At 74.2% G+C, this 16,336-nt stretch carries 14 protein-coding genes, 3 pseudogenes and 1 riboswitch; of the genes and pseudogenes, 6 read left to right on the forward strand and 11 right to left on the reverse strand.

Going from position 1 to position 16,336, the window contains the following annotated elements; all coding sequences use genetic code 11:
* Window positions 1-61: 61 nt before the first annotated feature.
* The 5 genes from ACGFQC_RS20305 to ACGFQC_RS20325 form a co-directional block, all read right to left on the reverse strand.
* A complete protein-coding gene (locus tag ACGFQC_RS20305) occupies window positions 62-1,216 on the reverse strand; it encodes a SchA/CurD-like domain-containing protein (RefSeq protein ID WP_363089767.1) in 1,155 nt (384 codons plus the stop codon).
* A gap of 147 nt (window positions 1,217-1,363) precedes the next feature.
* A complete protein-coding gene (locus tag ACGFQC_RS20310) occupies window positions 1,364-2,029 on the reverse strand; it encodes a class F sortase (RefSeq protein ID WP_363089766.1) in 666 nt (221 codons plus the stop codon).
* Window positions 2,030-2,146: 117 nt separating this feature from the next.
* Entirely contained in the window at window positions 2,147-2,863 is a 717-nt protein-coding gene (locus tag ACGFQC_RS20315) for a hypothetical protein (RefSeq protein WP_363089765.1), read from the reverse strand.
* 222 nt (window positions 2,864-3,085) lie between these two features.
* Window positions 3,086-4,762, reverse strand: coding sequence for an FAD-dependent monooxygenase (locus tag ACGFQC_RS20320; RefSeq protein ID WP_363089764.1), 1,677 nt, complete (start codon window positions 4,760-4,762; stop codon window positions 3,086-3,088).
* Between the two features lie 256 nt (window positions 4,763-5,018).
* The gene (locus tag ACGFQC_RS20325) at window positions 5,019-6,602 is read right to left on the reverse strand and encodes a hypothetical protein (RefSeq protein ID WP_363089763.1); all 1,584 of its coding nucleotides are present in this window, start codon (window positions 6,600-6,602) and stop codon (window positions 5,019-5,021) included.
* Window positions 6,603-6,914: 312 nt separating this feature from the next.
* Between ACGFQC_RS20325 and ACGFQC_RS20330 the strand changes: the two are divergent.
* From ACGFQC_RS20330 to ACGFQC_RS20340, 3 pseudogenes are all read left to right on the forward strand, one after another.
* Window positions 6,915-7,397 (forward strand): annotated as a pseudogene (locus ACGFQC_RS20330) (carboxylate--amine ligase); the annotation flags it as partial.
* Window positions 7,394-7,855, forward strand: a pseudogene (locus ACGFQC_RS20335) (hypothetical protein); the annotation flags it as partial. The pseudogenes ACGFQC_RS20330 and ACGFQC_RS20335, both read left to right, overlap by 4 nt.
* Window positions 7,854-8,252 (forward strand): annotated as a pseudogene (locus ACGFQC_RS20340) (ATP-binding cassette domain-containing protein); the annotation flags it as partial. The pseudogenes ACGFQC_RS20335 and ACGFQC_RS20340, both read left to right, overlap by 2 nt.
* Before the next feature lie 6 nt (window positions 8,253-8,258).
* Here ACGFQC_RS20340 and ACGFQC_RS20345 read toward each other — a convergent pair.
* The 6 genes from ACGFQC_RS20345 to ACGFQC_RS20370 form a co-directional block, all read right to left on the reverse strand.
* On the reverse strand, window positions 8,259-9,011 hold the full coding sequence (locus ACGFQC_RS20345) for a DUF2071 domain-containing protein (protein WP_363089761.1): 753 nt from the start codon (window positions 9,009-9,011) through the stop codon (window positions 8,259-8,261).
* A 406-nt stretch (window positions 9,012-9,417) separates the two neighbouring features.
* Window positions 9,418-10,248: an ATP-binding cassette domain-containing protein gene (locus ACGFQC_RS20350; RefSeq protein WP_363089760.1), complete on the reverse strand. Its 831-nt coding sequence runs from the start codon at window positions 10,246-10,248 to the stop codon at window positions 9,418-9,420.
* Window positions 10,245-10,994, reverse strand: a complete 750-nt coding sequence (cbiQ, locus tag ACGFQC_RS20355; protein WP_363089759.1) for a cobalt ECF transporter T component CbiQ — start codon at window positions 10,992-10,994, stop codon at window positions 10,245-10,247. Before cbiQ ends, ACGFQC_RS20350 begins: the two co-directional genes overlap by 4 nt.
* 7 nt (window positions 10,995-11,001) lie before the next feature.
* Entirely contained in the window at window positions 11,002-11,415 is a 414-nt protein-coding gene (locus tag ACGFQC_RS20360) for an energy-coupling factor ABC transporter substrate-binding protein (protein WP_363089758.1), read from the reverse strand.
* Window positions 11,412-12,119: an energy-coupling factor ABC transporter permease gene (locus ACGFQC_RS20365; protein WP_363089757.1), complete on the reverse strand. Its 708-nt coding sequence runs from the start codon at window positions 12,117-12,119 to the stop codon at window positions 11,412-11,414. The genes ACGFQC_RS20360 and ACGFQC_RS20365 overlap by 4 nt, the downstream gene beginning before the upstream one ends.
* A gap of 29 nt (window positions 12,120-12,148) precedes the next feature.
* Window positions 12,149-12,334, reverse strand: a riboswitch (cobalamin riboswitch).
* A gap of 217 nt (window positions 12,335-12,551) precedes the next feature.
* Window positions 12,552-13,724, reverse strand: coding sequence for a PP2C family protein-serine/threonine phosphatase (locus ACGFQC_RS20370; protein ID WP_363089756.1), 1,173 nt, complete (start codon window positions 13,722-13,724; stop codon window positions 12,552-12,554).
* A gap of 146 nt (window positions 13,725-13,870) precedes the next feature.
* Here ACGFQC_RS20370 and ACGFQC_RS20375 point away from each other — a divergent pair, with 146 nt between their 5' ends.
* The 3 genes from ACGFQC_RS20375 (at window position 13,871) to ACGFQC_RS20385 (ending at window position 16,215) form a co-directional block, all read left to right on the forward strand.
* Window positions 13,871-14,356, forward strand: a complete 486-nt coding sequence (locus ACGFQC_RS20375) for a MarR family transcriptional regulator (RefSeq protein ID WP_363089755.1) — start codon at window positions 13,871-13,873, stop codon at window positions 14,354-14,356.
* Window positions 14,357-14,577: 221 nt separating this feature from the next.
* Window positions 14,578-15,597 carry a YihY/virulence factor BrkB family protein gene (locus ACGFQC_RS20380; RefSeq protein WP_363089754.1) on the forward strand — a complete coding sequence of 340 codons (1,020 nt, stop codon included), beginning with the start codon at window positions 14,578-14,580 and terminating at the stop codon, window positions 15,595-15,597.
* Between the two features lie 54 nt (window positions 15,598-15,651).
* Window positions 15,652-16,215 carry a phosphatase PAP2 family protein gene (locus ACGFQC_RS20385; protein WP_363089753.1) on the forward strand — a complete coding sequence of 188 codons (564 nt, stop codon included), beginning with the start codon at window positions 15,652-15,654 and terminating at the stop codon, window positions 16,213-16,215.
* Window positions 16,216-16,336: the final 121 nt, after the last annotated feature.

The raw sequence follows: 16,336 nt of genomic DNA on the forward strand, positions 1-16,336 counted from the left end.
CGTTGCTCCGTTTCGTGTGCTGTGTCGGCGTGGGCGACCGGCGCCCCGCCTGCCGGACGGCTCAGGCGTCGGGCGAGCGGCGGTCGGTGACGAGTTGCATGCGGGCGAGGGTGAGGAGACGGTCGGCGGCCCCGTCCCGCAGCGCGGAGGCGTCCACGCCGACCGCGGAGGCGTCCAGCAGGGCCGTCAGCTCCGCCGTACGGGCCCGGTCCGTCATGCCGAGCACCTGGCCGGCGTCGGTGTCTCCGCCGCGTACGTCGACCAGGCGCACCACGACGTCGTCGCGCTGGAAGATCGTGCTGCGCAGCACCGGGCTACCCGGGTCGTCCGCCGCCTCCTCGTCCTGCTGGGCGAGGAGTTCGGCCAGCCGCAGTCCGCCGCCTTCCCGCGCCGGGTAGTACAGCGCGTGCCGTACGGCGTCCTGCCGCTCCTCGCCCGCCGACACGTGGTGGACGGCCGGCAGCGCCGCACGGGTGAAGAAGACCCGGGCCGACTCGGGGTCGTCGAGGTCCCGGTCCTGCTCCAGGTAGGGGTTGATGGCCTCCTCGACGGCCCGCACCTCGGGCTGCCGGGCGACGTGCCGCAGCGCGGCGAGCAGGTCGCCCCGCACCTCGATGGCCCGCACCACCCGGTTGCCGTGCATGAAGAGGGAGGTGCGGATCAGGCGGGTGGTGTCGTCGACCCGCGGTTCCGGCGAGGCGTAGTCGCTGAGGATCTTCGCGACGGCCTCCTCGCTGCCCGGCCTCACCGTGAAGGTGAGCGCGTGACGGATCACGCCGTCGCCGATCCGGGGCGAGGACTGGAGCCGGCGCTCGCCGGGCTCGGCCAGCGCGGCCGGGCCGCCCGTCTCGCGGACGACGTGGAACCGCAGCGACCTGGTGTCCCGCACGCAGCTGTGCAGCGGCTCCACCATCCGGACGTGCTCCTCGCTGTTGACCCAGGTCAGGAACGGCGGGGCACTCTCCCACTCACTGGTGATGAGCCACTGGGAGGGGTTCTCGATCGACTGGCACAGCTGGTCGCTGACGTGGCCGGGGACCGCCGCGATCTGGTTGCAGAGCTGCTCGTACGCCTCCAGGAACTGCTGCTGGGCCCCGTCGTAGACGTCCACCAGCAGGACGACCCGGAGGTGGGAGCCGTCGAAGACGGACTGGGAGACGCGCTGCGAGATCTGGCGCGTCAGCTGTTCGGAAGCGGGGGCGGACGTGGTGGTCATCGTGGGGATCTCCTTCGGGGCACGAGGCGGAACCTCGGCTGCGGTGAGGCGACGTGAGCGTGTCTTGATCCTGTGGCGGTCCGGACCGGTGCGCGACCGGGAGGGACTGGGTGGGTGACCTGCTCCCCTCGTCCGTGTGAGGTTCCGTCACCTGAGGTGCGCGAAGACGACGAGGTTCTCCGTGTAGTCCTTGGCCGTGCGGTCGTAGTCGCCCGCGCAGGTGATGAGCCGCACCTGGGCGTCGGGGGTGTCCCCGTAGACCCGCCGGCTGGGGAAGCGGTCCTTGTCGAACGTCTCGACGCTGTCGACCACGAAGACGGGCGTACGCCCGTCGGCCCGCCGCACGCGGAAGACGTCACCCTTCTCGAGTTCGTCCAGCTCGGCGAAGACGGCGGCGGAAGTGGCGGTGTCGACGTGCCCGGCGATGATCGAGGTCCCCGTCTCACCGGGCGAGGCGCCCTTGGCGTACCACCCGACCAGATTGGTGTCGTGCGGCGGCGGGGCCTGGAGCTGCCCGCCCGCGCCGACGGCGAGGTCGGTGAAGGGGGCGTCGACGGAGATCTTCGGGATGAGCAGCCGCACGGGGCTGGACCGCGGCAGGTGCTTTCCCACCGGCCCGGCGCCGGGTGAGGTCGGTGCGGCGGCCCGCGGGTCGGACGGCGGACTGGGCGTGCCCGCCTGCGGGGTGTCGTCGCCGAGCAGGCGCACCGCCAGCAGCAGCAGGCCCCCGGCACACAGCAGGGTCAGGCCCCGGCGGGGCCGCCGGGCCGGCGCCGACCCGGCGGAAGAGGAGGCGGAGGGGTGGACGGCCATCTGAGGTGACCTCACTAGCTGGTTCACGGCAGCGGGACGGGCGGGGGGCGGAAAGCGAGCCGGGCCGCCACGTCCAGCTCAGGTGGCGGCCACGGCTGCTATGTCGCCCGGCACGGGTCAGGCCAGGCCGGCGGCCGACTTCTTACGGCGCGCGGCGTACAGGCCGGTCGCGGCGACGGCCAGGACGGCCAGGCCGCCCGCGGTCGCGCCGGGCGCGTCGAGCGCGCCGCCCCCGGTGTGCATGCCACCGCGCGGCTTCTCCTCACCGCTCCAGGACCCCTTCTCCCCGCCGTCCTTGGTCCAGGAGGAGTCCTTGCCGTGCTCGCTGTCCTTCTTGTGCGTCTCCGGGTCGTGCTTGGGGTCACGGGCGGTGCCCCAGTCGTCGGCCGTGACCGTGTTCAGCGCGCCGCCACCGGTGTGCATGCCGCCGCGCGGCTTCTCCTCGCCGTCCTTGGTCCAGGACTCCTTCTCCTCGCCGTCCTTGGTCCAGGAGGAGTCCTTGCCGTGCTCGCTGTCCTTCTTGTGCGTCTCCGAGTCCTGCTTGGGGTCACGCTCGGTGTCCCGGTCGTCGGCCGTGACCGCGGTCAGCGCGCCGCCACCCGTGTGCATGCCGCCGCGCGGCGCGTCGTGCTTGCTCCCGTGGTCCTGCTCCTTCTCCTTCTCCTTGTCCTCCTTGCCGTACGAGGAGTCGTCCTTGCTCCCGTGGTCCTGCTCCTTGCTGTAGGAGGAGTCGTCGTGCTCCCGGTCACCGTCCGCCGCGTACGCGCCGGGCGCGGCGAGGGCGAGGGCGGCCGAGGCCGCCGCGGTGGCCAGGATCATGCGTGCTGAGCGCATATGAGGGTCCTTCCGTCGGCCGGGCAGCTGGCAGTTCGTCAGCTGAGAGAACCCGGCCCCGACGTGATCCACCGTCAGCCACCCCGCCGGGTTCCACCACTCAGGGCGCTCAGCCGGGTGAAGGCGGGCGGCACCCGGGGGAACGACGAAGGGCCTGGGCCGGCCTCCCGGGGGAGAGCCGGCCCAGGCCCCGCGGACGCCGCCACGGCATCCGGCGCCCGGTCAGGCGAGGGCGAGCACCGTGGTCAGGACGCGCCGCAGCACCGGTTCGGGCTCCGGGACCGGGCCGGGCGAGCGCCAGGCGACGAACCCGTCCGGCCGCACCAGGACGGCACCTCCGGCCGCCGTGCCGTGGCGCTCCCGCCAGTCCGCGCCGTCCTCGGGCACCAGCGCGGCGCCGGGTCCCGCTCCCACGCGGTACGACACGAGGGGGACGGACAGTTCGTCGGCCAGCCGGACGGCGGCCTCGTGCCAGCCTTCCGGCCCGTCGGCCCCGGCGTCGCCGTCGCCGTCGCTCAGCAGGACCAGGGACCGCTCGTACAGGTCGAGCGTGGACAGCCGCCTGCCCTCGTGCCGGACCCACAGGTGGGGCGCCCGGGTGCCGGGCGCGCCGTCGAGGGCGAGCTTCTCCGGGACCACCGGCGAGGTGGGGTCGGTGCCGACGACGGCGCCCTGCGGGTAGCGGTAGCCGAGGGCCACGTTGAGGATGCCGCGCTGCGGCCCGCCCCCGCCCGCGCCGGCCGGCGGGGCGAAACCGGGGTGGCTGTGCTCGGCCGACCGGACCGCGGCGCGGGCACTGGTCGCCTCCGCCACGGGGCGGCGCTCGAGGTCGTAGGAGTCCAGCAGGCGGTGACCCGCCCAGCCGCCGAGCACCGCCGCCAGCTTCCAGGCCAGGTTGTGCGCGTCCTGGATGCCGGTGTTGGAGCCGAAGGCCCCGGTGGGGGACATCTCGTGGGCCGAGTCGCCCGCCAGCAGGACGCGGCCCGAGCGGTAGCCGCGGGCCACGCGCTGGGCGGCGTGCCAGGGCGCCCGCCCGGTGATCTCGATGTCGAGGTCCGCCCGGCCGACCGCGCGCCGGATGTGCTCGGCGCAGCGCTCGTCGGTGAAGTCCTCCAGCGTCTCGCCGCGTTCGGGGTGCCAGGGGGCGTGGAAGACCCAGTTCTCCCGGTTGTCCACCGGCAGGAGCGCGCCGTCGCCGTCCGGGCTGGTGAGGTAGCAGACGATGAACCGGCGCTCGCCCACCACGTCGGCGAGGAGACGGGACCGGAAGGTGACGCTGACGTTGCTGAACAGCTCGCCGGGGCCGCTCTGGCCGATGCCGAGCTGCTCGCGGACGGGGCTGCGGGGGCCGTCGGCGGCGACCAGGTAGTCGGCGCGGATCCCGGTGTGCTCACCGGTCTCCCGGTTCTTGACCAGCGCGGTGACCCCGTCGGAGTCGGCGTCGAACGAGAGCAGTTCGGTGGAGTACCGCAGGTCGCCGCCGAGCGTCGTGGCGTGGTCGAGCAGGACCGGCTCGAGGTCGTTCTGGCTGCACAGGCACCAGGAGCTCGGGCTGAAGCGGGCCAGTCCGCCCCCCGGGTCGATGTCCTTGACCAGCCACTCGCCCGCGTCGTCGACCAGGTCGCGCGCCTGGAGGATGCCGTGGTTGTCGGCCAGGGTGGCCGCGGCCCGGTGGATCGCCGGCTCGACGCCGGCCACCCGGAACAGCTCCATCGTGCGGACGTTGTTGCCGCGTCCGCGGGGGTGGTGGGAGGTGCCGGAATGGCGCTCCACCAGGGTGTGGCGCACCCCCAGCCGGCCCAGGAACAGTGAGGTCGACAGGCCCACGAGGGAGCCCCCGACGATCAGGACGGGGACCCGGTGGATCGGGCCGCCCGGTTGGTCGGTTCTGTGTTTCATGATGTGTCTCCAGCACGTCGTGTCCGCCGACACGGCCGTTTGCGGCCGGACGGCCGGGACTGTCATGCATGCCCCGCCCGGCGAACGGCGGCCCAGGCTTCACCCGCCTGACGGCGCGTGACCACCGTGGCCCGAGCGCCGGTGCGCGCGAGGGCCGCCGCACGAGCCGGGGAGACGGGTCCGGCGGCGGCGACGGCCCTCGCGGGGTTCCGTCCGGGCCGTTCACGACGGCCCTCCGGAGGCTGGTACGGGTCGCTCAGATGCCCGATCCGAGGGAGTTCGTCGTGTAGGCGCACTCGGTGTAGATGTAGCCGGACTCCAGCTTGGCGGTGTCCGTGGCGGGCGTGGAGGAGGTGGAGGAGGTGCTCGACGCCGACTTGTGCACGAAGTAGGTGGTACCGGGGGGCAGGCTGATCGTGCGCTGCGGGTAGTTCTTGCCGCCGCTGCACGGCTCGAAGCCGGGGGCGAGGGTGCTGCCCAGGGAGTACGCCTTGCAGCTGCCGCAGGCCTTGAGGGTGAGGCTGCCCGTCACCGGGCCGGTGTAGAGGACGGTGACCTCGTCGGGGCTGTCGTTCTTCACCGTGACCGAGATGCTGCCGCCGGACCGTGTCGTGGGCAGGGTCTTGCCCGCGGCAGGCAGGGTCTGGGCGATCTCCGCCGCGATCGCTATCTTCTTCGCCCGGGCCGCGTTCTTGGCGGTCCTGTGCGCCGAGACGTACTCGTTCATCGTCGTCTGCGCGGCTTCGAAGTCACCGTCCCGGTACTGGTCCACACCGCAGGTGTACGTGCCCGAGTCGGCGCTGCTCGTGGCGCGTCCGGCGTCCTTGGTGAGGGCGGTCTCGATGCCCGCCTCGTCGCCCGGCAGGTCCGCGATGTCGGCGCCGAGGTCGCGCAGCCGCTCGACCGCCGTGCAGGGTTCGGCTCCGGCGAGGCCCTTGACCTCCCGGGTGACGGCGGCGCCCACCGCCGGCTGGACCTTGGCGGCCTGGTCGGAGTCGGGGAAGGTGGTCAGCAGTTCGCCGAACTGGGAAGCCCAGGTGGACTGGTCGGAGGCCAGGCCCCGCGAGGCGCATTCGTACAGGGAGGTGGCCAGCCGGTCGTCGGGCCACTTCTCCAGGGTGCCGAGGTCGGTGGAGGGCATGGCCTCGGGGACCGTGCGCAGGTAGGTGAGGGGCGCTATCGCGGTGCAGTAGTCGGCGTCCTCGTACGGGGCGGCGACCGTGGTGTAGAAGGTCCTCATCCGGGTGGGCACCCGCTGGGCGGCGCGCGAGTCGGGGTGGTCGGATCTGAGGTCCTCGTAGGCCTTCAGCGCCTCGCGGTAGCCGGTCCGGCCGCTGCCGAAGTCCTTCTTGCCGGACGCCGCGACCAGTTCGTCGGCCTCGTCGAGCCGGTCGAGGAGCATCCGCTCCGTCGCCTCCTCCCGCGCGTCGTCGTACAGCACGACGCCACCGGCCGGTACGGCGAGCAGGACCAGACCCAGCAGCAGGGCGAGGGGTGCCCGTCGCACGACCGCCGTGCGGGAGCGCAGGCCGACGAGCGCGCCGTGCGCCGCGACCCCGGCGAGGAACACGGCGTACAGCAGGAGGGCGGCCACCGGGACGCCGTCCGGGTCGGCCGGGAGGGCCACGAGCAGCAGCACGGCGGTGGTCGTCCAGCACAGCAGCATGAGCACCCAGCGGCGCAGCAGCGCGTACCCGAGCCCCAGGCCGCTGAGGTTGAGCACCGCGACCGCGACGGCCCGCGCACCGTCCGGTGGCGCGGGTGGTGCCGGTGGCGGCGCCGACGGCATGGGTGGCACGTGGAAACCGTGGTCGTGCATGCCGTACTGATCTCCGGACATGGCTGTCCTCCCCCATCAACAGCGCCCGAACTTCGGTGACTTGTCAGTCTACGGGTGCCGGTGCACTGCTGACAGAGGTGGCGGGCGTCATCTCCGCCGGAGGAACCGGCGTGGCGGAGGGGGCGGAAGGGGCATCCGTACGGCGCTCGGCTCGACGCGGGTGATCCGTGCGCAGAAGGGTCTAGCAAATGAAAATGGTTATCGATAGCGTGTGGGGGTGCGTGGCCCGGCGTCCTCCCCTCCGGTGAGAGTGCGCCGGGCTGTCCTGACGTCCGAACCCGTCGCTGGAAAAGGGGAACTGTGGCTCACGAACAGACCGCCCTGGGCGCGCTCAAGGCCCTCGGCCTGACCGACGGGGTCGTGGCGCACACCGAGATCAAGCTGACTCCCGGCGGCCCCCGCGTCGTGGAGGTCAACCCCCGCCCGGCCGGCAACCGCATCACCGAACTCGTCCGCCACGTCACCGGAGTCGACCTCGCCGCCGCGTTCGTGGACGTCGCCCTCGGCCGCGCCCCCGACCTGCGGCCGGCCGACACCGGAGTGCGCAGCGCTGCCATCGGCTTCCTGGTGCCGGACCGCACCGGCACCCTGGAGGCGCTCGACGGCACCGGCGTCCGGGACGCGGACGGCGTGCTCGAGGTGGAACTCGCCGAGCCCGGCCGGGCGGTGCGGGCGGCGGGCGGCAACAACGAGTACCTGGGGCACGTCATGGCCGCCGACACCCGCGGCCCCGGCGCCCGTGCCCGGGTCGAGGACCTGCTGACCGGGTTGCGCGCGGGACTGGTGGTCCGATGACCACCGGGACCTTCCCCACCTACGACGACCTCGTCGACCGCGTCCGCGACGGTGCCCTCGGCCCCGACCCGGCCACGCGGCGGATCGCCGTCGCCTTCACCACCCGGCAGGCGGTACGCCACGACGGGCGCGGCACCGGCTACCGCAACGAGGTGCTCAGCCTCCGCCTCGACGAAGCCGTCGGCTCCTGCGCCGTCGAGCCGGGAGAACTGCCGGACAGCGTCCTCGACGACTGCGTCGGCGCCGACGTGGCCCGGCTCCTGCGCCACCCCCTGCCGCCGGTGCGGGTCGCCGCCCTCGACGCCTACCTCATGCGGGTCACCTCGCACACCCCCGGGCACGGCGCCCGGCCGGTCCCGCTGCCCGCCGGATCCTCCCTGGCGAAGTCCCGCGCCCGTGCCCGCGCCGTCGTCGACCTGCTCGACCTGCCCGCCGGGGCGACGGTCCTCGTCGTCGGCGACTCTGGCCCGCCTCGGCCTGCCGGCGGACCTCGCCCACCGCCCGCCCGGTGCCCTGTCCGGCGGCGAACTCCAGCGGGCCGCCCTCGCCCGCGCCCTGCTCGCCCGGCCCCGGGTCCTCGTCTGAGACGAGATCACCTCCGGCCTCGACCCGGTCACCCGGCGCGGCATCCTCGACCTCCTGGCCGGCCGGGTGCGCGACGGTGACGACCTCGCCCTGGTCCTCATCACGCACGACCTGGACACCGCGCGCCTCGCCGACCGCATCGCCGTAATGGAGGCGGGAGAACTCGTCGAACAGGGCCCGGCACAGCGGGTGCTGACGGCTCCCCGGCATCCGTTCACCGTCTCGCTGACGGAGGCCACGGCACGTGCGGGGGCGGGAACGCGTCCGTGACGCGGGTCAGGGGGTCGGGATGCCCGCCGGGCGCGCCGGCCGGCCCAGGCGTACCGGCACGCCCGGCGAGTACAGGACGCTGACCGGCGCCTCCGGCGGCGCCGGCAGTCCGGCCGCGGCGACCAGGTCCTCCTCGCAGGTGAGCAGTTCCGCCCGGTGCAGTGGCCAGCGCGGATGCTCGTTGGGCAGATAGGCGGCGCCGCCGAAGAAGGCGTTGTGCATGCCCCAGCGCGCGGTGAGGAAGTGCTCCAGCTCCGTGGGCTCCTCAATGCGCTCGCCCCGGCGCACCACGATCCGGCTCGACGCGCCGCGCGGCCCCGGCCACCGGCGCGCGCTGGTGTAGGTGACGGTGTCGCCGTCCGCGCGCACCCGCATCCGCGACCACAGGTACGGCAGCCGGAAGCCGACGCGGCCCATCACCACCGGTATCAGCCTCGCCGCGTCCATCGACCGGAACACGACCCCGCGCCGCCCGTGCCCGTCCACCGAGTACAGCCGCACGTTCGTCTCCGGGAACGACCCCAGGTACGGCACCCCGGGCAGCCCCAGCCAGCCCACGCGGTGCATCCGGAAGGCGACCAGACCGACGTACGTCGACCCGTCGTGGACGTCGGCGGCGGTGCCCGGCGGCAGCAGTCCCGCCACCGTCTCCGGCGCCACCGCCCAGTGGACGAAGCAGAGGTCGAGCCACTGCTGGGTCAGCAGCGGCACCCCCACGGGACGAGGGGCGTCGGGCGTCACGGAGGCGGGGTGCGGCACGGCGCCAGGATGCCAGAGCCTGCTCGCCGGCCGACGGCCAGGGGCACATCCCCTCGTTGCCGGGAGGCACGGCAGGCGCCCGCCGGGCCCCGCGGGACGCGGTGAACCGGCAGGGCGAATCGCGGGCGTGGAGTCCGAGCCGGCCGGTACGGCGCACGGCGCACGGCGCCGTCGGCGTCGGCGTCGCGGACCGAGCCGCCCCGCCCGCGTCGGTCCGGCCCGGTCGTGGCCCTGCGCGGGTCGGCCCGGCCTGCTACGCCCGCGGCCGTCGGCCCGGCCGGGATGCCGCGGCGGTCGGCCCGGCCGTGACGCCCGGTGGTACCAAGGACCGGGCCGTGACGCCCGGCGGTACCGGGACCGGGCCGTGACGCCCGGCGGTACCGGGACCGGGCGCCCCGCCGTGGGCTCAGCCCCCGGCCAGCAGCGCCGCCAGTTCCTCCGGGCTGCGCGGTCCGGTCCCCCCTTCGGACAACAGGCCCTGGCCGGCGAGCAGTCGGGCGACCGCGATGCCCCAGGGCAGCCGCAGGCCCGCCTCGTGGAGCAGGTCCGTGCGGGCCAGCGCGGTGTCCGCCGGACCGGTGTGCGCGCCGGACGGGGTGAGCAGGGCCGCGTCGTCGGCCCAGCGCAGGGCGAGATCGACGTCGTGGGTGGCCATCACCACCGTCGTACCGGACGCGCGCAGCCCGTCCAGCGTGGTGAGCAGCCGTTCCTGGCCGTCCGGGTCGAGCCCGGCGGTCGGCTCGTCGAGGATCAGCACGCGCGGCCGCATCGCGACGGCGCCCGCGATCGCGGTCCGCTTGCGCTGCCCGTAGGACAGCAGGTGAGTGGGCCGGTCGGCCAGGGCGGTGATGTCCAGCGCGGCGAGCGACTCCTCCACCCGGGCCCGCACCTCGGCGTCGGGCAGCCCCAGGTTCAACGGCCCGAACGACACGTCCTGGGCGACGGACGCGGCGAACAGCTGGTCGTCGGGGTCCTGCACCACCAGCTGCACGGTCGTCCGCAGCCGGGTCAGCCCCTTGCGGTCGTACCCCACCGGCCGTCCCTCGACCGTCAACGTGCCGGTGCGCGGTCGCAGTCCGCCGCTGAGCAGCCGCATCAGGGTCGTCTTCCCGCTGCCGTTGCGGCCGAGCAGGGCGAGGGCGCGCCCCGCGCGTACCGTGAAGTCGAGGTCCTCGAGCACGGTCGGGCCGTCCTCGTACCCGAAGGAGACACCCCGCAGGGCGACCAGCTCGCTCATGACAGGGGCCTTTCCAGGACGAGGGTGAGGGCGGCCAGAGCCGCCAGGAGGGCGGCCGCGGCCACCGTGAAGCGTGCGGAGACGCGGGCCTCGGGCACCAGGACGCGCAGGGTGCCGTCGTAACCGCGCCCGGCGAGCCCGGCCTGCAGCCGTGCCGCCCGGTCGAAGGCCCGCACGAACGCGGTGGCGCCGAGCCCGGCGAGCGAACGCCACTCGGCGGCCCGGCCGGTGTGTCCGAGCCGGGCCGCCTGCGCCTCCCGGATCCGGCGCATCGAGTCCAGCAGCAGGAAGCTCATGCGGTACGTCACCAGGGCGACGTCGACGACCGGCGCGGGCACGCCGGCCCTCACCAGGCGGGGCAGCAGATCCGACATGGGCGTGGTGAACGCGAACAGCAGCACGCCGAGTGAGGCGGCCGAGGTGCGCAGCATCAGCTCCCCGGCCCGCACCGGGCCACCGTCGGCCAGGGACACGAACCCGTCGGACCCGCCCACCTGGACGAGGAGGGGGAGCGCGCCCGTCGCGCAGAAGCCCAGCGGGACCCGGTAGGCGCGCCACAGTCGGCGGGGCGGCACCCCCGCCGGACCCAGCAGCAGGGTGAGCGCCGTCACCAGCACCAGGACCGCGCCCGGCCAGGGCGGGAGGGAGATCGCGAGCAGGGTGAGGCCGAGCCCCAGCACGGCCTTGTCCACGGGATGACGGTGGCGCCAGCGACTGCTGTGCGCCGCCGCGTCGATCGGCAGCACGTTCCGATCAGACCCGTCCCTGCGGGGACTTCCCGGCGTCGGGCGCGCTCACGTCGTCCCCCGCCTCGGCACCGTCTCTGTCCCGCACCCCGTCCCGTTTCTCCTCCAGCCGGGCCAGCGCCCGCAGTTCGCCCTGGCGGCGGCCCCGGCGCACCCCGAAGTAGTAGGCGAGGACACCCGCGCCCAGGGCGGCCTGGACGGCGAACAGCGCCGACTCGATCTCCCCGGACGGAGGCTCGTACAGGGGCGAGAACCACGGCTCGTAGTCCGGCTCCAGCTCGGTGATCGCCGTCTCCGCCTCGCTGTCGGAACCGGAGAACGGCTGCTCCTTGTGGTCGCCGAGTCCCAGGGCCAGCGGCAGTACCGCGAGCGCGAGCACGGCGAGCAGCAGCAGGAGGTTGATCTTCGTGTTCCGCTTCACCGGGCCACCGCCCCGGTCGTCTCCGGCTTCCGGTTCCGGGTTCCGGCCACCAGCACGCCCAGCCGGGTCAGTTCGCCCTTGCTGGACTGCACGAGGAGACGCATCACCAGGACGGTGAGGAGCCCCTCGCTCACGGCCAGCGGGATCTGCGTGACGGCGAAGATGGACCCGAACTTGCCGAGTGCGCCCAGGAACCCGCTGCTCGGGTCGGGGAACGCCAGCGCCAGCTGCACGCTGGTCACGCAGTAGGTGGACAGGTCGGCGACGAAGGCTCCGGCGAACACCGTGACCATCAGCGGCACGCCGTAGCGCCGCAGCAGGCGGTACACGCCGTACCCGGCCCACGGTCCGACGACCGCCATCGAGAACACGTTGGCGCCGAGCGTGGTCAGGCCACCGTGCGCGAGCAGCAGCGCCTGGAAGAGCAGGGTGATCGTGCCCAGCACGGCCATGATCGGCGGCCGGAACAGGACGGCACCCAGGCCGGTGCCGGTGGGGTGTGAACAACTCCCCGTCACCGAAGGGAGCTTGAGTGCGGACAGGACGAACGTGAAGGCACCGGAGGCACCGAGCAGCAGCGTGCTCTCGGGATGCTCCCTGACTTCACGGGTGAGCGACCGGGCTCCGTGGACGACGAACGGCGCCGACGCGACGCTCCAGGCGACCGCGTGCGCCGGAGGCAGAAAACCCTCGGCTATGTGCATGGCTCAGCAGACCCTCTCCAGCACCTCGTGGATGGTTGACGCGCCTTGGCCGGTCTCCTGGCTGACGGGTACCACCGCCCGTGCTCCGCCTTCCCGGGTCCGTGAGGACCCAGTGGCTGCCCGCGAGGGCCGGAGCCGGACTTCCCGATCACAGTGGCGAGGGCCGCACCGGCATCACACCGGATTTCCCGTTCACCAAGGCGTGGTGACAGTAGTGGGAGGACAGGGGCGGTGACAAGCGGGAACGGGGGCGCACGGGCGGCGGACGCGGGGTGCCGACCCGGCGCACACCGGCCACGCCGGGGCCGCACCGGGGCTGCGCGGACCGCCGCTCGGCGGCCGTGCCGGTCCGGGCGCACCGGCCGGTCGGTGGTTGTGCCGGTCGGGGTGCACCGGCCGGTCGGTGGTTGTGCCGGTCAGGGGATCCGGGGGTCAGCGGCCGTGCCAGTCCAGGCACACCACGAGCGCGTCGTCCTCCGTCACGGCTCCGCCGCGGTGCCCCGCCAGTTCGCGCAGCACGGCACGCGGGGCCTCGGCCGCCGGCACCAGCCGGGTGGCGGTGATCGCGCGGGCCAGGGCGGCGTCCCCGTACGTCGCCCCGCCGGGCGAGGCGACCGCGTGGACGCCGTCGCTGACGAACACCAGCCGGTCGCCGGGCTCCACCTGGAACGGCTGCGCCACGTAGTCGGTCTCCTCGAACATGCCCAGCGGCAACTGGGCTTCCAGGTCGACGGGTTCGACGGTGCCCGCCCGCAGCCGCAGCAGCCGCGGTGAACCGGCGTCCACCACCTGGGCCCGCCCCGTGGCGACTTCGACCTCCAGCATCAGCACCGACAGGTGGCAGCGGCCCCGGTAGTGGGCGTGCACCGCCTGGTCGGCCAGCGCCGCCTGGTCGGCGATCGGGAGGCCGGCCCGTCGCGCGTTGCGCAGCGCGTTGACCGTCAGGCTCGTCAGCAGCGACGCCTCCGCGCCGTCGCCCGTGCCGTTGTTGACGTACAGGGTGAGGCGGTCGCCCGTGGCGGACCAGTCGACGTTGTCGCCGCGGACGGCGTAGGCGGGCTCCAGCTGGGCGCCGAGCGCGTATCCGGGACCGGTGCCGGAGCGGGCCGGGAGGAGCTGCCACTGCATCTCCGCGGCCAGGGTGAGCCGTTCCCTGCGCCGGGCCCGCAGGTACAGGTCGGTGACCCGCTCGGCCACGACCACCTCGTGCCCGAGCACCTGCGCGACCTCCGCCAGCTCGCCCAGCGCGTCCGGTGCCCCGCTGTCCTCGGGCAGCGTCACCGACAGCACCCCGAGCCGGTCGCCGCGCACCGAGACCGGCAGGTGGGCCCGCACCCGCCCGCTCCCGGCCGGTTCGACGTACGGCTCCTGCGCGCCGAACGCCCGGCCCGCGGCGCTGTCGTCCACCGACACGGGCTCCTGGTCCCGAGGTCCGGCCACCGGCTGCAGCGACGTCAGGCCGTAGTCGGCCATGAGCAGCTCGACGCAGCGGGCCGCGTACTGCTCGACCAGTGCACGGCGCACGGCCTCGACCAGTTCATGAGGTGCCGCCTTCCGCAGGGCACGCTCGGCGGTGACGAATCTGTTCGTGACGGGGGGTACCACGACGGGAGTAACACCGATCCTTCGCTCGGGGGCCGGTTCGCCGGCCGGAGGTGTCCCGCGCGCCCGGGCGGCGCGGCGGGTTCGAGGGGTGCCGGGGGCGGGGGAGCCGCTAGTACGCTGGCGGTCGTCCCAGTGCCTGCGAGAGTGTGACCGTGACTGCCTTCCGCCATCGCCCGCACCCCGACGAGGTCGCACGGGTGACCGCGACGGCCGCCGAGCTGCTGGAAGTGCTGTGGGGACGGGCCTCCACGGCGCCCGCGTCCGCGTCCCAGCTGCGTGTGCTGTTCGTCCTGGAGCACCAGGAGGGCATCAACCTGCGCACCCTCGCCGACTCGCTGGCCTCCACCCCGCCGTCGACGAGCCGCCTGTGCGACCGGCTCCAGGCCGCCGGGCTGGTGGAGCGGGTGGTGAGCCCCTCCGACCGGCGTGAGCTGAGGCTGCGCCTCAGTGGCCGGGGGCGGGCCTTCCTGGCCGACCTCCGGGAGCGCCGGGAGCGTGAGCTGCGGGCGGTGCTGGCGGTGATGCCCGCGGGGAAGCGGAGCGCGCTGCTGGAGGGACTCGAGGCGTTCTGCGACGCGGCGGCGGCCCGGGCGCACGACGAGCTCCCGGACTCCGGCAGCCGTACGGCCTGACCGGCGGACCGCGACCGCGACCGCGACCGCGACCGCGACCGCGGCCGCGCCGGCGTCGGCCGGCGTCGGGAGCCGGCATCCGGGGCGGCGCCCCGACCGGGACCTGCACACAAAGCGCACATATGAGCGCTGCTACCCCGAGCCGCCGCGAACCTGCACGGGTTGTGGCCGAGGTCTCCGGGAAGGGCATGGACCGGCCCGCGCGGGTTACTCCGTTCCTCATGGCACGGACATCGAGAACCCGACCCGACGAGCGGGCGGAGCGCCCGGGACCGGACGAGCAGGTGGAGCGCCGGGCGCCGGACGATCCGAGCGGGCTGCCCAAGCGGTCCTGGTCGGCGGTGCTGAAGGGCACGGTGAAGGAGTTCAAGGACGACGAGCTCACCGACCGGGCCGCCGCCCTGACCTACTACGGGGTGCTGTCGCTGTTCCCCGCCCTGCTGGTCCTCGTGTCGCTGCTGGGGGTCGCCGGCAAGTCGGCGACCGACCAGGTGCTGGAGAACCTCCAGAAGCTCGCCCCGGGCTCGGCCCGGGACATCATCAGCGACGCGGTGACCCAGCTCCAGGGACGGGGCGGCGTCGGCTCCGTCATGGCGCTCGTCGGCATCGTGCTGGCGGTGTGGTCGGCCTCCGGCTACGTCGCCGCCTTCATCCGCAGCGCGAACGCCGTGTACGACATGCCGGAGGGCCGACCGGTGTGGAAGGTGCTGCCGGTCCGGGTCGGAGTGACGGTGGTGCTCCTCGTGCTGGCCGTGATCAGCGCCCTGATCGTGGTGTTCACCGGGGGCATCGCCCAGCGGGCCGGCACGGCGCTGGGCATCGGTGACACCGCGCTGACCGCGTGGTCGATCGCCAAGTGGCCGGTTCTGGTCGTCCTGGTCACCATGATGATCGCGCTGCTGTACTGGGCGACCCCCAACGTCAAGGGCCGCGGCTTCCGGTGGATCACGCCGGGCAGCGTGCTGGCCCTGCTGATCTGGCTCGTCGCCTCGGCAGGCTTCGCCTTCTACGTGGCCAACTTCGGCTCGTACAACAAGACCTACGGCACGCTCGCCGGTGTCATCGTGTTCCTGGTGTGGCTGTGGATCAGCAACATCGCCATCCTGCTCGGCCTCGAGTTCGACGCGGAACTGGCCCGCCAGCGGGCGGTCGCCGGCGGACTGCCCGAGGACGAGGAGCCGTACGTGCCGCCCCGGGACACCCGTGCCTGGAGCGAGGAGGACCAGCGGCGTATGGAGTGAGGGGCGCCCCGCGGTCTTCCGTTAGGGACCGCCCGGCGCGGGAAGTCGCAGCACATGGGTGCTCGGGAAGATCTGAGAGACGGTGACCACCGGCTGACGCGGAGGGTGGCGTCGTGGCGGTCGCCCGCCGCGCGGCAACTGCTTCCGGCGGTGGAGGAGGCGGCGCAGCACACCAAACTCTGGTGGGGCGCCGCCTTCGTCATGGCCACGGCCGGGGGCCGGCGGGGCCGCCGGGCCGCCGCGGCGGGCCTGGTCAGCATGGCCGTGGCGGAGCTGGTGTCCAACGGCGTGGTCAAGCAGCTCTGGGACCGGCGCCGGCCGCCGAAGGAGTGGATCCCGCACGAGGAGGTCCACGAGCGGCCCGACTCCTCCTCGTTCCCCTCCGGCCACACGGCGGCCGCCGTGGGCTTCACCGCCGCCGTCGCGGGGGTCTGGCCGCCGGCCGGCGCCCTGTGCGCGGTGCCGGCGGTGATGGTGGCCGGTGAACGCGTCCACACCGGAGCCCACTACCCCTCCGACGTCGCGGCCGGCGCGCTGATCGGCCTGGCCGCCGCCGCGCTGACCCACCGGGCTCCCCGCCCGGCCGTCCGCGCGGCCGTCCGCGCGGCACTGTCGTGAACCGCCCCGAAGACGGCACCGCCGCGGCGCTCCCGCGGAGGCGCTGACGTGGAGCGCGCCCCCGAAGCCGGGTGGCCGCGCCCGCGTGGCTGAGCAGCCGTACTCACGGCGATCCCCGCCG

This window comes from Streptomyces sp. NPDC048734, assembly GCF_043198675.1.
Classification (GTDB): Bacteria; Actinomycetota; Actinomycetes; order Streptomycetales; family Streptomycetaceae; genus Streptomyces.